Here is a 16,450-nt window from a genome sequence, read left to right on the forward strand (position 1 = left end):
CACACCACTGCTCATCAGCCAGCTCATGCCTACGCACCACAAACCAAGATCAAAGCAGAACAGCCACACGACCTTTGAGGACAGGTCCTAGCGGCAGGGCCCACCCCGCCTAGGTGAGGTGTCGCGGATCTGGGCCGGCGGCGAGAGCGGTGCGCCCGGTCCGGTGGCGATGCAGCCCCCAGCCGGACGCACCGCTGGGAATCAGTACGGTTTGATGTTGATCCACGCGACGCACTTGGCGGGGTTGAGCGGGGTGTTCTTACCCCGCGGGTAGTCGATGGTCGTGCCGTTGCAATCCACGAACGTGATGTCGTTGTTGCCTGTAATGAGGTACGTGGCCCAGCTAGAAAAACCCCTCACACCCTCGAACCAGTTCTTTCCGGCGCCCGCGAAACAGGCAACGCCACCGACACCATTCGAGGGGTGCCACGCAACTTGGACGAAGTTGGGGTCGCCGCACTCGACCTTCACCGCCGAGGCGCTCGGGGCAGGCGCGAGGATCGCTGCCAGCAGTGCGATAAGGGCGCTCGCGCCCGTCAGGCGCAACTTCTTCATTTGTTCGTCTCTTTCGCTGAAGTTGGACCGTTGTCGAATGTAGAAGGCACCTGAATCGAGTTGCGCCTTCGGCATAGCACAGATCATTCGCTGAACTGGAGGACTGGGGCAAGCCGAATCATCCGCCTGGCCATCCGTGACGACGAGGCCGCCCGGTCCTGCCTCGCAGCGATCACCACTGCCAGCATCACCATCTGCCCTGAATCAGGTCTACCCGACAGGCACCACGGGGCACTCGATCTCACCGCCGGCGAAGACTTCCGCACACGCGAGTCTGCCCGAATGACCCACGGATTACTGAAGACCAGCGCCGGAAGGCCGTCGAGAGCGGTTGCCGACAAGCACCTCCACGAAGAATTCCTCCATTGTGGAGGGTCATCGCACAGACGTACCGGCGTAGCGGCTGAGAACCACCCGGCGCGACACGAGCAGATCGTCGACGAGGACGCTCTCCGGCTTGCCACGTCAGGCCTGTCCGAACTCCGGCCAGACGAGGATGGTGGCTGCCCAGCTCAGCCCGTAGCCGAATGCGGTGAGCAGCAGCCGGCCATCCGGCTTGATCCGTCCGTCAGCGACTTCCTGTGCCAACAGAATCGGAACGGACGCGGCCGAGGTGTTTCCGACGTGCTGGATGTTGGTCGCCACCCGCGGGCGGATGACCGGCGGGTGATCAACGGAATGTTGTTCAAGGCCAAGACCTGAGGTGTCGTGGCGCGACCCGCCGGAGCGGTACGGGCCGGGGAGGACGGTCTACCACCGGTTCTGGCGCTGGTCACGCAGCACCCGGCACTCTGCGCACCCTGGTCGCCTGGGCACGGGTGATCGCGGAGGCGATCGAGGAACGCGATCGGGAGGTCTCGGCCGACTCCAGCATCGTGCGCGCCCATCAGCACGCGGGGCGAGCGGGTCGTGTGGCAGGCAGACGAACCAGATGATCATACCATCGGCCGGTCCCGAGAATTGGAGGAGCAACGGTCAGAACTTCCAGCCAGGTGCTTAGATCGTCCAGGAACGCAGAGAACGCCTGGATGTCGAGAGCACCGTAGTCCGGAGTGGACGGTTGGTTGCGGACAGCCCACCGGGATGCGCGCGACATTCGGCGCGGACAACAACGTTGCCTCGACGAGGTCCATTGGATCCGCTCGGCCACTACACCTGTCACGTGCGGTAGGAACACCTCACAAAAACATCGGACGGGGAACATGGCGCCGAGGTCCGCGTTGACCGATGGCGATGCCCACCTGCGGGTCAAGTTCGCACGGGACCTGTGGACATGCGCTGGACGAGGTGGACGCCGAGGGTGACGGGTCCTGAGGGCTGGTCCTCGTGTTCGATCTCGCCGACGAGCATATGCACCGCGGTGGCTGCTTTCGCGGCGATGTCCTGAGCGATCGTGGTCAGCGTCGGCCGCACGTAGACGCACAGGTCCAAATCGTCGAATCCCACGACTGACACGTCGTCGGGCACGCGGACGCCACTTTCCCGGAGGCCTTCCATGATGCCGATGGCGAGAACGTCCGCCGTTGCGAAGACCGCAGTGACGGACGGGTGGTCGGCACGCAGCCGACGCCCCAGCGTCACACCGTCGTCGTAGGTCGTGTTGAGCAGCTCGACGAGGCGATCGTCCCGCTCCAGCCCGGCAGCGGTGAAGGCGCACCGAAAGCCTTCGAAGCGCTGCCACACCACGCCCGCCTCGGAGAACCGGGGGCCGACGAACAGCACGTCGCGGTGACCGAGTGCCAGCAGGTGCTCGGCCGCGATCCTGCCGCCGGCGTGGTCGTCGGCCCGGACGCCGAGCGTCACCGGGTTGTCCGCATAGCTGTCCACCGCGACGATCCGGGTCCGTCCTGCGGAACGCGCCGTGAACAGGGCCACCTCCTCGTCGAGGAAGCCCAGCAGCAGCGCCCCGTCCAGGTTCCACGACCTCAGTGCCGTGGCGACCTCGCCGGGCCTCGCGATCCCGCGCAGCAGCACGTCGTAGGCGCGCTTGCGCAGTTCACGTTCGAGCTGGCCGATGATCGCCACGTTGTGCGGACTGATCGTCAGGCTCTCCTCGTCGGCGGCCGGCACGAACACGCCGACCATGCGGGAGGTTCGAGCCGCGAGACTGCGGGCCGAGGCGCTCGGTACGTAGCCGAGCTCGTCCGCGATCTGCTGGATCCGCTCGATGGTCTCTGGCGAGGCCCTGGCCCGGTTGCCGTTGATGACATTGGAAACCGTCATCGTGCTGACACCGGCCCGTTGAGCGATGTCCTTCAGCGTGACCCGCACGCGGTACCTCCGTTTCCGGCTGGGGAGAACCCTGACCGCTCACCGTTGACAACGTCGCATGTATCTGTCAGATTACCGGCACCCCAGGTTGAGCGCTAAACCTAATGTACCGGAGAGTTTCGCCGACGTATGGCGACCCTTTATCGAACGGGGCATCCGTGAGCACCAGTATTTCTGTCGCACTGTCTGCGACCAGCACGGACTGGTGGCGGAACGCGGTGATCTACCAGATCTACCCGCGCAGTTTCGCCGACGGCAACGGTGACGGTGTGGGCGACCTCGCCGGCGTGCGGTCACGGCTGCGTTATCTGGCGTCGTTGGGTGTGGACGCGATCTGGTTCACGCCGTGGTACGCCTCGCCACTGGCGGATGGCGGCTACGACGTGGCCGACTACCGGGCGATCGATCCGGCGTTCGGCGACCTGGCCGAGGCCGAGGCCCTCATCGCCGAGGCGGCGGGCATCGGCATTCGCACGATCGTCGATGTCGTGCCGAATCACGTCTCCGACCAGCACGAGTGGTTCCAGGCGGCACTGGCCGCCGGGCCTGGTTCCCCGGAGCGCGAGCGCTTCTGGTTCCGGCCTGGGCGCGGTGAGCACGGCGAGCTGCCGCCCACCGACTGGGTGTCGAGTTTCTCCGGCGGCACCTGGACGCGCACGACGAACCCGGACGGCACGCCCGGTGAGTGGTACCTGCACCTGTTCGCGCCGCAGCAGCCCGACCTCAACTGGAACCACCCGGACGTCTGGCGCGAACACGAGGACGTGCTGCGGTTCTGGTTCGACCGCGGTGTGGCGGGAATCCGCATCGACTCGGCCACCATGCCGGTGAAGGACCCGGCTTTCCCGGAGGTCGACGAAACCAGCGGCCACCCGTTCGTCGACCGCGACGAGGTGCACGAGATCTACCGGCGCTGGCGCGCGGTCGCGAACTCCTATGCCGAGCCGAGGGTGTTGATCGGTGAGGTGTGGCTGGCCGACCAGCAGCGATTTGCCCAGTATCTGCGCCCCGACGAGATGCACACCGCGTTCAACTTCGACTTCATGATGCGTCCCTGGGATGCGAGGACACTGCGGTCCTCCATCCAGTCTACTTTGGATGCTCATCGACCGGTGGGCGCGCCAGCGACGTGGGTACTGTCCAACCACGACGTCACCCGGCCTGTCACCAGGTACGGAAGGCAGGACAGTTCGTTCGGGTTCGAGGCCCGCAGGTTCGGCATTGCGACCGATCTCGTCAAGGGCCACCGACGGGCGCGCGCCGCGGCGTTGCTGACCGGCGCTCTGCCCGGTTCGCTGTACGTCTACCAGGGTGACGAGCTCGGCCTGCCCGAGGTGGAGGATCTGCCGCTCGAGGTGCTGCAGGACCCCATGTACTTCCGCTCCGACGGGCGTGACCCCGGCCGGGACGGTTGTAGGGTGCCGATTCCATGGTCACCCGACGGTAGCGGGTTCGGTTTCAGTCCGGAGGGGACGGACGCGCCGACGTGGCTGCCGCAACCTGCGGATTGGGGGCGTTACTGCGTGGAAGCACAGGACGATGACCCGGACTCGATGCTCACCCTCTACCGGGCCGCGCTCACCCTGCGACGCAGTGAGGCCGCCCTGCGAGGCGAGGAGTTCGCGTGGCTGGACACAATGGACTCCGCCGACGTCATCGCCTTCCGCCGTGGCGCGGACTTCGCCTGCGTGGTCAACCTGGGCGAGGCCCCCGTGCTTCTCCCGCCGCATACCGCCGTGCTGCTCAGCAGCCAACCAGTGAACGGCCATCTGCTCGACCCCGACGCAGCCGCTTGGCTGCGCGTGTGACACAACGCCGCCATCTGCGAGGAGGGACGATGACGTCCTGGAGGATCACCACCGCCGCTGTGCTGGTCACGGCGCTCACGGTCACCGCCTGCTCCACCGGTGGCCCGCTGGACCCCAACGCGCCGGTGACACTCACCGTGGCGATCGACCCCGGTCTGGAACAGGGGGCGATCGACGCGTTCAACGCACGCGTGGCCGAGTTCGAGAAGGCGAACGCGAACATCGACATCCGTCCCCAGGAGTACAAGTGGGACGCGACGACCTTCACTGCCCAGCTCGCGGGCGGCACCTTGCCCGCCGTGTTCACCGTGCCGTTCACCGACGGCCGCGGCCTGATCGAACGCAGACAGATCACCGACATCAGTGACCTGGTGGAGCACCTGCCGTACGCCAAGGGATTCAACGAATCGGTGGCGAAGGCGGGCCAGGCCCAGGACGGGAAGATGTGGGCGGTTCCCATCTCCGCGTACGGCCAGGCGCTGCACTACAACCGCACGCTCTTCACCCAAGCAGGCCTCGACCCGGACCGGCCGCCCACGTCCTGGGCCGAGGTCCGGTCTGCCGCCAAACAGATCGCCGAGCGCACCGGCCAGGCCGGCTACGCGCAGATGACCACGAACAACACCGGCGGCTGGCTGCTCACCACGCTGGACTACGCGTTCGGCGGACGCACCGAGAAGATCGAGGGCGACACCGCGAAGTCCACGCTCAACACACCCGAGATGCGCCAGGTGTTGCAGACCATCCGCGACATGCGGTGGACCGACAACAGCATGGGAGCGAACTTCCTCTACGACTGGGCAGGCATCAACCAGGACTTCGCGGCGGGACGGATCGGCATGTACGTCTCCGGCGGTGGCAACTACGGCTCGCTCAAGGCGCAGAACGCGCTCAAACCCGCCGACTACGGCATCACCACGCTCCCGTTGGCCGGCACCGACCGCGCCGGTGTCCTCGGAGGCGGCACGCTTGCCGTGGTCAGGGCCAAGGTCGACGACCCGATCAAGGCCGCCGCGGTGAAGTGGATCGACTTCTACTACCTGTCGAAGCTGACCGAACAGGACGCGGCGGTCGCCGACGCGAAGACGACGGCCGAAACCGGTCAGGCGGTGGGCGCGCCCGAACTGCCGGTGTTCGACCGGTCGTTGCACGACCAGCGCATGCAGTGGATCTCGCAGTACGTGAACGTTCCGACAGCCCAGATGAAGCCGTACACCGACCGCATGTTCGCCCAGCCGCTCGTGCCCGAGCCGACCAGGTCGACCCAGCAGGTCTACGCGCTCCTCGACCCGGTCGTGCAGGCCGTGCTGACCGATCGTGGCGCTGACTCGTCCGCGTTGCTGGCCGCAGCCGAGACCCAGGCCCAGACCCTGTTGGACCGCAAGTGACCATCTCCTCGGCGGCGCGCGAGACAGCGCGCCGCGGTGGTGCGGGGCGCGTGCCTCAGCGCGGCGCCTCCGTGCGCGTCCCGCACCACCCTTCACGCCACCGCGGCCTGCGCGCGTGGATGCGCGGCGGTGGGCTCAGCGCGCTGCTGTTCCTGATGCCGATGCTGGTCGTTTTCACCGTCTTCTCGTGGATCCCGATCGGGCAGACGGTGCTGATGAGCCTGCAACAGACCAACCTGGTCACCGATCCGGTCTTCGTTGGCTTCGACAACTTCCGCACCGTGCTGAAGGACCCTCTGCTGTGGACGGCGGTGCGGAACACGCTCTGGTTCGCGTTCCTCGCGCTGATCATCGGCTACCCGGCGCCGCTGGTGCTCGCGGTGCTCATGAACGAGGTGCGCAAGCTGCGCGGCTTGTACAGCGCGCTCGCGTACCTGCCTGTGGTCGTGCCACCGGTGGTGGCAGTGCTGCTGTGGAAGTTCTTCTACGACGCCGGTCCGCACGGGATGTTCAACACCGTGCTGGGCTGGTTCGGCTTCGAGCCGGTGTCGTGGCTGCAGGACGCGAGCATCGCGATGGTGTCGCTGGTCGTGGAGGCAACGTGGGCGGCAGCGGGCGGCACGGTGATCATCTACCTCGCCGCGCTGACCCGCGTTCCGCCCGAGCTCTACGAGGCCGCGGAACTCGACGGCGCGTCGGTGTGGCGCAAGGTGTGGCACGTGACGCTTCCGCAGCTGCGCGGCGTCCTGCTGATCACGTTCATCCTGCAGATCGTGGGAACGGCGCAGGTGTTCCTTGAGCCGTTTCTGTTCACAGGTGGTGGTCCGGCGAACCAGACCACCACGATCCTCTTGCTGATCTACAACTACGCGTTCGCCACCAGCCTCGGGGGTGACTACGGCGCGGCCACCGCGCTGAGCCTGATGCTTGCCGTGGTTCTGGCGGTGCTGTCGGCGTTGTACTTCCGTCTCACGCGTTCGTGGAGCACGTCATGAGTGACCGCGGAGTGTTGTCCTCCTACGACCGCAAGCGCCCCGGCGTGCGTCGTGGGCTCCGGGTGGTGAACGGCGCGCTGCTGGCGGTGTTGTTCACCGCCGGCCTCGGCCCGGTGCTGTGGCTGGCGAAGGCGGCCGTCACGCCGACGCAGGACACGTTGCGCACGCCACTGGCCTTGTGGCCCAACGGCTTCGACTTCGCCAACCTCGCCACGGCCTGGACGCGAGTGGAGATCGACAAGTACTTCCTCAACACCGTGCTGCTCGCCGCCGGCGCCTGGCTGGTGCAGCTGCTGGTCGCCATGACGGCGGGTTTCGCGCTCTCGGTGCTGCGGCCGCGATACCGCAAGATCGTCACCGCCGTGGTGCTGGCAACCCTGTTCGTCCCGTCGGTGGTGCTGCTGGTGCCGCTCTACCTGACGATCACCGACCTGTCGCTGATCAACAGCTTCTGGGCGGTGTGGCTGCCCGCGGGCGCGAACGCCTTCAACATCCTGCTGGTGCAACGGTTCCTCGACGGCCTGCCCCGCGAGGTGTTCGAAGCGGCCAGAGTGGATGGCGCCGGTCCGCTGCGGCTGTTCTGGTCGATCGTGCTGCCGATGTCGCGTCCCATCCTCGGTGTGGTGTCGGTGTTCGCCGTCATCGCGTCGTGGAAGGACTTCCTCTGGCCGATGCTCGTGCTGCCCGATCCGTCCGTACAGCCGCTGTCCGTGCGATTGCCCGCGCTGCAGCGCTTCGTCGAGCTCGACGTGTTCCTCGCGGCGCTCGCCATCTCAACGCTGATCCCCGTCGTCCTCTTCCTGATCTTCCAACGCCTGTTCCTGAACGGCGGCGCCCTGGGCGGCGCCGTCAAGGGGTGACGCACAACGGAACTTCGAGCCTCGACGAGGAGGCTCCGAACGAATGGAAACACCCGCATGAAACTGTTGCACCGGCTGCCGGTCATCGCGACCGCCTTGATTCCCCTGAGCCTGACGCTCCTACTCACGCCGAGTGTGAACGCCTCCCCTGCCAGACTGGAGGCGGAAGCCGCCACCCTCTCCGGCGGCGCGGTGGTGCAGGCCGACCACACCGGCTACAGCGGCACCGGGTTCGTCGGCGGCTACACCGACAGCAACCTCGGCACCGCCTCCACGTCGTTCTCCGTAATCGCCTCGACCACCGGCACCTACACCCTGTCGCTGGGCTACGCGAACGGAACCGGCTCCCAGCGAACGCTGACGCTCACCGTCGACGGCGGCTCACCGCGGCAGATTGCGTTGCCCGCGACGGCGAACTGGGACAGCTGGAGCCACGCCGGCGTCGCACTCACCCTGCCCGCCGGATCGCACACCGTGGCCTACACCTTCGGCTCCGGCGACAACGGCAACGTCAACATCGACCACCTCGACGTCACCGCGCCCGCTCCCGCCGCTTCACCGTCGGCGGGCCCCGTGTTCGAGGCCGAGAACGCCACCCTCACCGGCGGTGCGGTGGTGCAGAGCGACCACACCGGCTACAGCGGCACCGGGTTCGTCGGCGGCTACACCGACGGCAACCGAGGCGCCGCGCGCACCACGTTCCAGGTTACCGCGCGCACCACGGGCCAGTACGACCTGGCGATCCGCCTGGCGAACGGCACGGGCTCCGCACGCACGCTGTCGCTCTACGTCGACAACGTCAAACTGCGCCAGATCACGTTGCCCACCACAGCGAACTGGGACACCTGGACCACATCCACGGAGCCGGTCTCGCTCACGGCCGGGGACCACGGCGTCGCGCTGGCGTTCGACAGCGACGACTCCGGCAACCTGAACATCGACAACCTCACTGTCACGCCAGCCGTGCAGGCCTGTCCAGGAGAGGCCGAGGCCGCGTTCCTCTCCGGCGGCGCAACCGTCCAGAACAGTACGGCCGGCTACGCCGGATCCGGCTACGTCACGGGCTTTGCCAACGTCGGCGCGCGGGTGATCCGGACCGTTCAGGTCGCTAGCACGGGTGACGCCACGGTGACCGTGCGGTTCGCGAACTCCGGCGGATCGAACAGACTGCTGGCCGTGACCGCGAACGGCCGTGACGCCGGAACGATCATGCTGCCCTCCGGTAGCGGCTGGAGAACCGCGACGGCCACCGTGCCGCTGCGAGCGGGCGTCAACACGGTCGGGCTGACCAGTACCTCCGCCACCGGCGGCGACGTCGCGGTCGACAGCGTCGCGGTGAACGGCGAGACCGCACTCACCCAGCGCGGCGCAACGGTGCCGTACACCACCTACGAAGCCGAAGCCGGCACCACCAACGGCACCGTCCTCCCGGCGAACCGCACGTACCGCCAACTCCAGTCCGAGGCCAGCGGCAGGCAGGCCGTACGGCTGGACGGCACCGGCAAGTACGTCAGCGTGCGACTCACCGCCCCGGCCAACGGAATCGTGCTGCGGTACTCGATCCCCGACACCACCAACGGCGCGGGCCAGCGGTCGCCGATCGCGCTGTACGCCAACGGGACCAAGGAGCGTGACATCACGCTGACGTCCGAGTACAGCTGGGTCTACGGCGACTACCCCTACTTCAACAACCCGGCGCTGGGCGGCGGCCACCGGTTCTTCGACGAGACCAGGATCGTCGGCAACTGGGCCGTGGGCACCGAACTGAAGTTCCAGGTGGACAACCCGAACGCGGGCGCACTGCCCTACGTCATCGACTTCGTCGAGGCCGAAGCCGTGCCCGCCGCGGCCACCGCCCCTGCCGGCGCACTGTCGATCACGTCCTACGGTGCCGTGCCGAACAACGGCTCGGACGCCACGGCCGCCATCACCGCGGCCATCGCCGACGGCACCGCACAGAACAAGCCGGTGTGGGTTCCGCCGGGCACGTTCCGCACCTCCTCGCGGATCAACGCGGGCAACGTGCGGATCATCGGCGCCGGCCCGTGGCACTCGGTCATCCAGGGCACCGGCACCAAGGGCGGCTTCTACGCCACCGGCACCCTCACGATCGCCGACCTGGGGATCTTCGGTGACGTCCGCGTACGCGAGGACAACGGCTCCGACCCAGGTCTGGAAGGCAACTTCGGCGCCGGCTCGCTGCTGCAGAACATCTGGATCGAGCACACCAAGGTCGGCGTGTGGGCCGACAGCGGCACCAACGGCCTCTACGCCGTCGGCCTGCGCGTCCGCAACACGTTCGCCGACGGCGTGAACCTTCACGGCAACATCGTCGCCACCAGGGTCGACCAGTCGACCACCCGCAACACCGGTGACGACGGCCTCGCGATGTGGTCCAGCGGCTCCCCGGTCGTCCGCGGCGCCTTCACCTTCAACACCGTGCAGCTCCCCGCGGGCGCGAACGGCATCGCCGTTTACGGCGGCACCGACAACCGCATCGAGGACAACGTGGTGTCCGACATCGTGACTTCCGGCTCCGGCATCGCGGTCAGCACCTGGCACCAACCCGTCTCTTTCAGCGGCACCACCACGGTCCGCCGCAACACCCTGCTACGTGCCGGCAGCTTCGAACCGAACTGGAACTCGGCGATCGGCGCACTGTGGATCTACACCGCCGACCACGAGATCCGCACCCCCGTCGTGATCACCGACCTGACCGTCACCGACAGCAGCTACCAAGGTGTGCTGATGAGCTGGCAGAAGACGATGACACCCATCACCTTCGACCGGCTCACGATCGACGGCGCTACTTGGGGCTTCGAAATCCAGGCCGCGGGAAGCGGGTCGATCGCCAACACCAAGGTCACCCGGACCTCTTCCGGCGGCCTGCTCAACGCCCAAGGGTTCACGCTCACCCTCGGAAGCGGCAACACCGGCATCTGAGTTCGATCACACGTCCACTCGCGACAGTGCCCAGCGCGGCCGTCGCGAGTGGACGCATGGTTGCGTGCTGTCCGTCATGAGACGCTTTCGGGTAGCCAGACAGATGTGGAGGGCAGCGAAGATCCTGATCACCGCAGGGCGGTTTCAGATGCTCAACGAAGCGCTTGCCGAAGGCGGAGTTCAGGGCTGCCAGGATCTCCGAGCACGAACACCGGGATGCCCCGTCGGGATTCCGCACGCAGCATGATCACCCCCGAAGAACGTCCGAAGAACTTCCGAAAGCGACGACCAAGTCGTGGAGCGGTACCGCACAACCGTGCCGGATTGCACGAGTCCGAAAGTTAATCTTCGGGGTCTACCACGTCCGCACGGTCCTCGTCCTGTCCCGCACGAACCACGTCTGCCACGAGGCGCGTGAGCTCGGCATCTGTCGTGTGAGGGTTCAGCAACGTCAGCTTGAGGTGAACCCGGCCATCGAGCTCGGTCCGACCGATGACGGCGCGGCCGGCCCGCAACAGTGACCGGCGTAGCCGGGCGTTCACCAAGTCGGGATTTCCGTGTATCGGTAGGTATCGGAACACCACCGAACTCAACACGGGCGGTTGGAGGGGTTCCAGACGGGTTTGGACGCTGATCAGCTCCCAGGCCCGCCATGCGAGGGCGTGGCACCGGTCGACGAGTTGTCCCATGCCGTGACGTCCCAGCGCACGCAGCGTGACCGCGATCTTCAACGCGTCGGCGCGCCTGGTCGTTCGCAGCGATCGGCCCAGCAGACTGGTGTATCCGGCCTGCTCGTCGTCTTCGGTGTTGAGGTATGCGGCCCTCCTGGCGAGCGGGGCGAACAGCGCGGCGTCGCGCACGAGAAGCACGCCCGCCGCCACCGGTTGCCAGCCGAGCTTGTGCAGGTCCAGCCCGACCGAGTCCGCGCGGCTCAATCCGTCGAGCAGTGGCGCCAGCCGCCGGGAGAACAGCGCGCCCCCACCGTAGGCGGCGTCCACGTGCATCCACGCACCAGCTTCCTCGGCAATGGCCGCGATCTCCGGTAGTGGATCGATCGCGCCGAGATCACTCGTGCCTGCCGTCGCAATGATCACCGCTGGCAGCTCACCCCGCACGCGCGCCTCCGCGATGGCCCCGCGCAGCGCGGACGGGTCCATTCGGTGTTCCGCGTCGACTTCCACTGTGGTGACGAACTCCTCGCCGATACCCAGTACACCGGCACTACGCCCGACTGAGAAGTGCGCTTCGACGGAACAGAAGACGCGCAGCGTCCGGTTCCCGGCTGTTCGGCGTGCGTGCTCGAGGGCCAGGAACATGCCGGTCAGGTTCGACTCCGTGCCGCCAGAGGTGAGCACCCCGGAGGCACCGTCGCCATAGGGCACAAGATCGGCCATGGCCCGGACAACCTCGGCTTCGACGGCTGTCGCGGACGGTGCCTGGTCCCAAGAGTCCAGTGAGGAGTTGAACATGCTCGCGACGAGATCCGCGACGACCGCGACCGCGAGCGGTGGCGCATGAAGATGCGCCGCGCAGGCCGGATGTGCAGGATCAACCGCGCCGGCAGCGAACACCCTGGCCAGTTCGACGAGCGCTTGTTCCCCTCCGATGCCGTGCTCGGGGAGTATCTCGCCCACGGCCCGGACCGAATCGGCTACGGCGCCCGGCTCGCCGGCCGGCACCGGACCGGAGCGCTCCCTCGCGCCATCATGAACGGCCTTGAGCGTGGGCGCCAGTAGCTCAAGCAGGTGCATCGGTCCGTCGACACCACCAGCGAGCCGGTTTTCCGGGCTGGGCGTCGTCATCGCGAGCTCGCCACTCGTTGGCGTGTGGTCACCGAGTCGAGAATGAAACGCGCGACCTCCACGCCGCGGGTACGGCGACCGAATCCGGCGTCCAGTCCGCACTGGCGAGCCAAGTCGTCGGTGACCTGCGGCCCGCCGGCGATCAAAAGAAACCGGTCGCGCACGCCACGGGCGACCGCCATGTCGTTCAGCTTGCTCATCATCACGCGGTGAATGTCGTGGTGGGAAACGACCAGGCTCGCGAGCACGGCGGTCGCCTCCTGTTGCACCGCCTGTTCGATCAGCATCTCGACCGGCACGGAGGTGCCCACGACGGCACAGGTCACGCCGAACCACTCCAAGCCCTGGTGCTTGATATTGGTGATCTCCTGAAGCCCAACGGAGTGCTCGTCGTTGCCGAGCGTGGCGCCGACCACCCGGATTCCCAGTGGACTCAAGGACGTGCGTACCGCCTCTGGACTGGTTGGCGCGGAACTCGCCACCCGCACAGGTGGCAGCTCCGATTGCCTCACCTCGGCCATCGTGTGGCCAACGAGTTCGAACTGCACCCCCTCGCCTGGGTGAAGGACAACTCGGTCCACGATCCGGGGATCACGGAGATTCATCCGCTCAGCGAGCTTCAGCGCCGCGGCATCCGCCCTCGACGCCGGGAGAGGGACGAACATGCTCACCGTCACGAGACCGTCGGCTTGATGTTCGGCCTCGGGACGGATGACGTCTTGCTCCTCGGCGTGCTTCCTGGCCAAGCGGCGGGTCACGTTGTCGTCCTCGTCGAGTTCGTCCACGTAGCGCACGAGGCTGTCATCGCACAGCGTGCATCCCCGGCAGCGAGTGGTGGGCTCGTCCCGGCTTCCCTCCTTCCCAGGGCCGGTGTTCCTGCCGAAGTGACTGCAGACCGGTGCGCTGTAGCCCGGATTGCGGGGAACCACCGTGTCCACTCCAACGCCACCGGCACGGAAGCGTCGGATGCCGTCGCCGTTTCGCTCGGGATACATCGCGCTGTCGACGAAGAACCCGGCTTCCAACGCGTCGAAGTAACCACCGATTGCCAGGATGTCCTCGAACATCAGCACGGATCTCGCGATCAGATCGCGTACTCGCGGACCCGTCACCTGCTCGTCGAACCGAACCATTCCGCTCAGCCCGTCGAGTCCGACCAGCACCTGTTTCGTGGCCGAGACCGCCGCCACGGACGCGGCATGCCACGGTACGTGGCGAGCTTCGTCCGCGGCGACGGTGCTCTGGATGTCGACGCCGGTAAGCCGGGAAATCATCGTGTCCAGCACGTGCAGCACTGAGGTCTCAAGGCCGTTGGTCGTGCTGTAGCGGGTGTTCTGCTGGGCCCGGAAGGCGAATCCCTCGAACAGATAGCGAAGCGCGATCGCGTATGGGAGGTCGAGCGCGATCTTGGGCGCGGGTGGGGCGGTCGGGGGCACGGTGGACAGCGCGATCCGGTCGCGCCGCATGCCGGCGCACTCCGACATGACGCAGTTCAGCGCGTGCTGGACCATCAGTTCCGGAAAGATGTTCCACGCCTTGAGCGCGGTCGAGTTGGCGTTGTGCGCCCCGTCGACCTGCAGGATGTCCGCGTCGGCGAGGACGCGTTTGGCCTCGAACGCGTCCACGACCGACCGAACCGGATTGATGTTGCGATACAGAATGTTGTACTGGCAGTCCTGGTGGGCTCCGTTGACGCCCTCTTCTGCGAACAACACCGCCATCTCGGCGCCTGCCAGACCGCTCACGTACGAGTGCAGGTTGATCGGGCGGCCGACCTCGTCCTCGATCAGGTCCAACGTGCGCCGGCTTGCCCGCAGTTGCTTGCGAGTGATGGGCACGCCCCCGACACCCTCCGGGGTGCCTTCCAGCAGCCCGTCGTAGTGACTTTGTCCCAGGGTCCGGATGACCATGATGTGATCGGCGCCGTGCCAGGCAGCCATGCGCATCCGGCGCAGATCGTCCTCGAACCGGCCAGAGGCGATCTCCGCGGTGATCACACAATCCGGCTGGGGATCGATGTCGGCGAAGTACTGAGCCGCCTGCAGCGGGACGCTCCGTTTGAGCGACCGGCCGGTCTGAGCGTAGGGGAACTGAGCCGGACCATCGTCGCTTTGGCCTCGATAGGACCAGCCACGCCGGCGAGGCCGGTAGCGTTCGAGCCCGCACAGGATCGCGTCCACGCGCAGCGGTTGCTCGGGGCTGAGAGAGACCGCAGGCGCGGCGGCAGAGGAAGTGTTGACGGACCGCGGCTCCTTCCCGAGCAACGTGGAATACGCCTCCCGGACTGTGATCCCGTGACGGTCGGCGTACTCCCTCAGCACGCCACCGACACCGTCGCCGAGCCAACCACCGCGCATTGCCGCGTCGACGAGTTCTTTGGCCTCGGTGGAGTCGAACCCCATTCGCAGCAGGATCGATCGTTCGATCGACGGAGTCGTGTGCTCGGCGGCGTACTGCGCCAGCGGTTCCACCGCGCGTCGGGCCAGTGACCAGAACAGCCCGCGCAGTTGGTCGAGGTCCATGCTCCGCAGTTGGGCGAGACGATCCGGCGTCGATTCTGCGGCAGTCATGCGCTGGTCCCTTTCACAGTCTGAAGCAGCCGTGGGACAGGTCGCGGTTCAGTCACGTACCGAACCGGGCCGGCAAGGGTCAGATCGCCGTTCTCGTAGGAGATCCGGACCTGTCCGCCTCGGGTTCGCAGCACTGCGGGCAGCGAAGCGAGCCCGGCGCGCCAACTCAGGTAAGCCGTCGCAGCCGCTCCGGTGCCGCAACACTGAGTCTCGGCCTCTACACCGACTTCATAGGTGCGTACCGCAAGGTGATCCTCATGCGCCGCCACGAAGTTGACGTGCAACCCTTCCGGGTGGCCTAGTAGTTGGCAGAGCGCCGGGTCATGGCTCAACTGTGCACCCACCGCGGAAACGTCGATGGCGTCGAGCGTGGCGATGCTGTCGACGAACTCGACGAGGTGCGCCACTCCGGTGAACGCGAACCACCGATCGCCGGTGAGCTTCTGCACCTCACGGGGGCTCCCGATAACGACCTCGGCGTGTTCTCCGGTCACCTGAACACGCTTCGCGCCGTCATCGGTGATGATCACACCCGAACCGGCGAAGACACCCCGATCGACGGCGTACCGAGACACACACCGCAATCCGTTCCCACACATGAGTTCGTGCGTTCCGTCGCGATCGAAGAACTTCATCCGCGGGCCACACCGATGGCGCGGATAGAAGAAGAGGACGCCGTCTATGCGGATAGCGGTGACCGAGGAACATAAATGCTCGGTGCTTTGCTGAAGCAGTGACAGCTGATCGTCGTCCGTACCGACGAGTTCGACGACAGCGATGACGTTGCCGTTTCCGTGCAAGACGGCAAATTGCACTACCTTGACAATCAAATCAGTGGAAAGCGAGACCACTGCGCACTCGAGCTCGTTGTTCACGTCGGACAGCATCAGCGGGGACATCGATTCCACAAGATCCACTTCACACCTCTGAGTTCCAGGCGGGCGTCAGCTACTGAGCAGCAACACGATGATCCGAACGTCCCCGCTGCCGTAGGCGACGTGGCCACACGCTCGACTCGATGCGTTTCAAGATCTGTCGCCAACAAGCCAGCGATCAAGATTTATTCAAGCTTTCTGCCTCATCAGGCAGACGTGCAGGAACATTCGGGTAACAGACCAACCGGCACATGAAACAAAAGGTTGCTTCGTGCAAATATGATTGCAGGGCAGTGTGCGAGATTGTGCACAATCGGTCGATCATCTGAAAGCCGGATCCATGATACTCGTCGAGTTCGCTCGACAAACATCAGTCGCACTGC

The 16,450-nt window shown here is 66.4% G+C and carries 11 protein-coding genes; 5 read left to right on the forward strand and 6 right to left on the reverse strand.

What is annotated here, in order from left to right; genetic code table 11:
• Positions 1-201: 201 nt before the first annotated feature.
• From IEZ09_RS42190 to IEZ09_RS42200, 3 genes are all read right to left on the reverse strand, one after another.
• Positions 202-630, reverse strand: a complete 429-nt coding sequence (locus tag IEZ09_RS42190; RefSeq protein ID WP_189259477.1) for a hypothetical protein — start codon at positions 628-630, stop codon at positions 202-204.
• Between the two features lie 390 nt (positions 631-1,020).
• Positions 1,021-1,200, reverse strand: a complete 180-nt coding sequence (locus IEZ09_RS42195) for a 3-oxoacyl-[acyl-carrier-protein] synthase III C-terminal domain-containing protein (protein ID WP_229813424.1) — start codon at positions 1,198-1,200, stop codon at positions 1,021-1,023.
• 603 nt (positions 1,201-1,803) lie between these two features.
• Positions 1,804-2,826: a LacI family DNA-binding transcriptional regulator gene (locus IEZ09_RS42200; RefSeq protein WP_189259478.1), complete on the reverse strand. Its 1,023-nt coding sequence runs from the start codon at positions 2,824-2,826 to the stop codon at positions 1,804-1,806.
• A gap of 104 nt (positions 2,827-2,930) precedes the next feature.
• Here IEZ09_RS42200 and IEZ09_RS42205 point away from each other — a divergent pair, with 104 nt between their 5' ends.
• The 5 genes from IEZ09_RS42205 to IEZ09_RS42225 are packed head-to-tail and all read left to right on the forward strand — an operon-like array spanning position 2,931 to position 10,820.
• Positions 2,931-4,634, forward strand: coding sequence for a glycoside hydrolase family 13 protein (locus IEZ09_RS42205; RefSeq protein ID WP_189259479.1), 1,704 nt, complete (start codon positions 2,931-2,933; stop codon positions 4,632-4,634).
• A gap of 29 nt (positions 4,635-4,663) precedes the next feature.
• Complete coding sequence (locus tag IEZ09_RS42210; RefSeq protein ID WP_189259480.1) at positions 4,664-6,022, forward strand: ABC transporter substrate-binding protein; 1,359 nt, start codon at positions 4,664-4,666, stop codon at positions 6,020-6,022.
• Positions 6,019-7,017 (forward strand): carbohydrate ABC transporter permease, encoded by a 999-nt coding sequence (locus IEZ09_RS42215; RefSeq protein ID WP_229813425.1) that lies wholly within the window; start codon positions 6,019-6,021, stop codon positions 7,015-7,017. The genes IEZ09_RS42210 and IEZ09_RS42215 overlap by 4 nt, the downstream gene beginning before the upstream one ends.
• Positions 7,014-7,877 carry a carbohydrate ABC transporter permease gene (locus IEZ09_RS42220; protein WP_189259481.1) on the forward strand — a complete coding sequence of 288 codons (864 nt, stop codon included), beginning with the start codon at positions 7,014-7,016 and terminating at the stop codon, positions 7,875-7,877. Before IEZ09_RS42215 ends, IEZ09_RS42220 begins: the two co-directional genes overlap by 4 nt.
• Positions 7,878-7,934: 57 nt before the next feature.
• On the forward strand, positions 7,935-10,820 hold the full coding sequence (locus IEZ09_RS42225) for a CBM35 domain-containing protein (RefSeq protein WP_189259482.1): 2,886 nt from the start codon (positions 7,935-7,937) through the stop codon (positions 10,818-10,820).
• 341 nt (positions 10,821-11,161) lie between these two features.
• On the opposite strand, the gene IEZ09_RS42230 is transcribed toward IEZ09_RS42225, so the two are convergent.
• The 3 genes from IEZ09_RS42230 to dapF are packed head-to-tail and all read right to left on the reverse strand — an operon-like array spanning position 11,162 to position 16,109.
• Positions 11,162-12,622 carry a pyridoxal phosphate-dependent decarboxylase family protein gene (locus IEZ09_RS42230; RefSeq protein WP_189259483.1) on the reverse strand — a complete coding sequence of 487 codons (1,461 nt, stop codon included), beginning with the start codon at positions 12,620-12,622 and terminating at the stop codon, positions 11,162-11,164.
• Positions 12,619-15,192 carry a D-ornithine 4,5-aminomutase subunit OraE gene (gene oraE / locus IEZ09_RS42235; RefSeq protein WP_229813426.1) on the reverse strand — a complete coding sequence of 858 codons (2,574 nt, stop codon included), beginning with the start codon at positions 15,190-15,192 and terminating at the stop codon, positions 12,619-12,621. Before oraE ends, IEZ09_RS42230 begins: the two co-directional genes overlap by 4 nt.
• On the reverse strand, positions 15,189-16,109 hold the full coding sequence (dapF, locus tag IEZ09_RS42240) for a diaminopimelate epimerase (protein ID WP_189259484.1): 921 nt from the start codon (positions 16,107-16,109) through the stop codon (positions 15,189-15,191). Before dapF ends, oraE begins: the two co-directional genes overlap by 4 nt.
• Positions 16,110-16,450 lie beyond the last annotated feature (341 nt).

This window comes from Lentzea flava, from assembly GCF_014648475.1.
GTDB classification, from domain to species: domain Bacteria; phylum Actinomycetota; class Actinomycetes; order Mycobacteriales; family Pseudonocardiaceae; genus Lentzea; species Lentzea flava.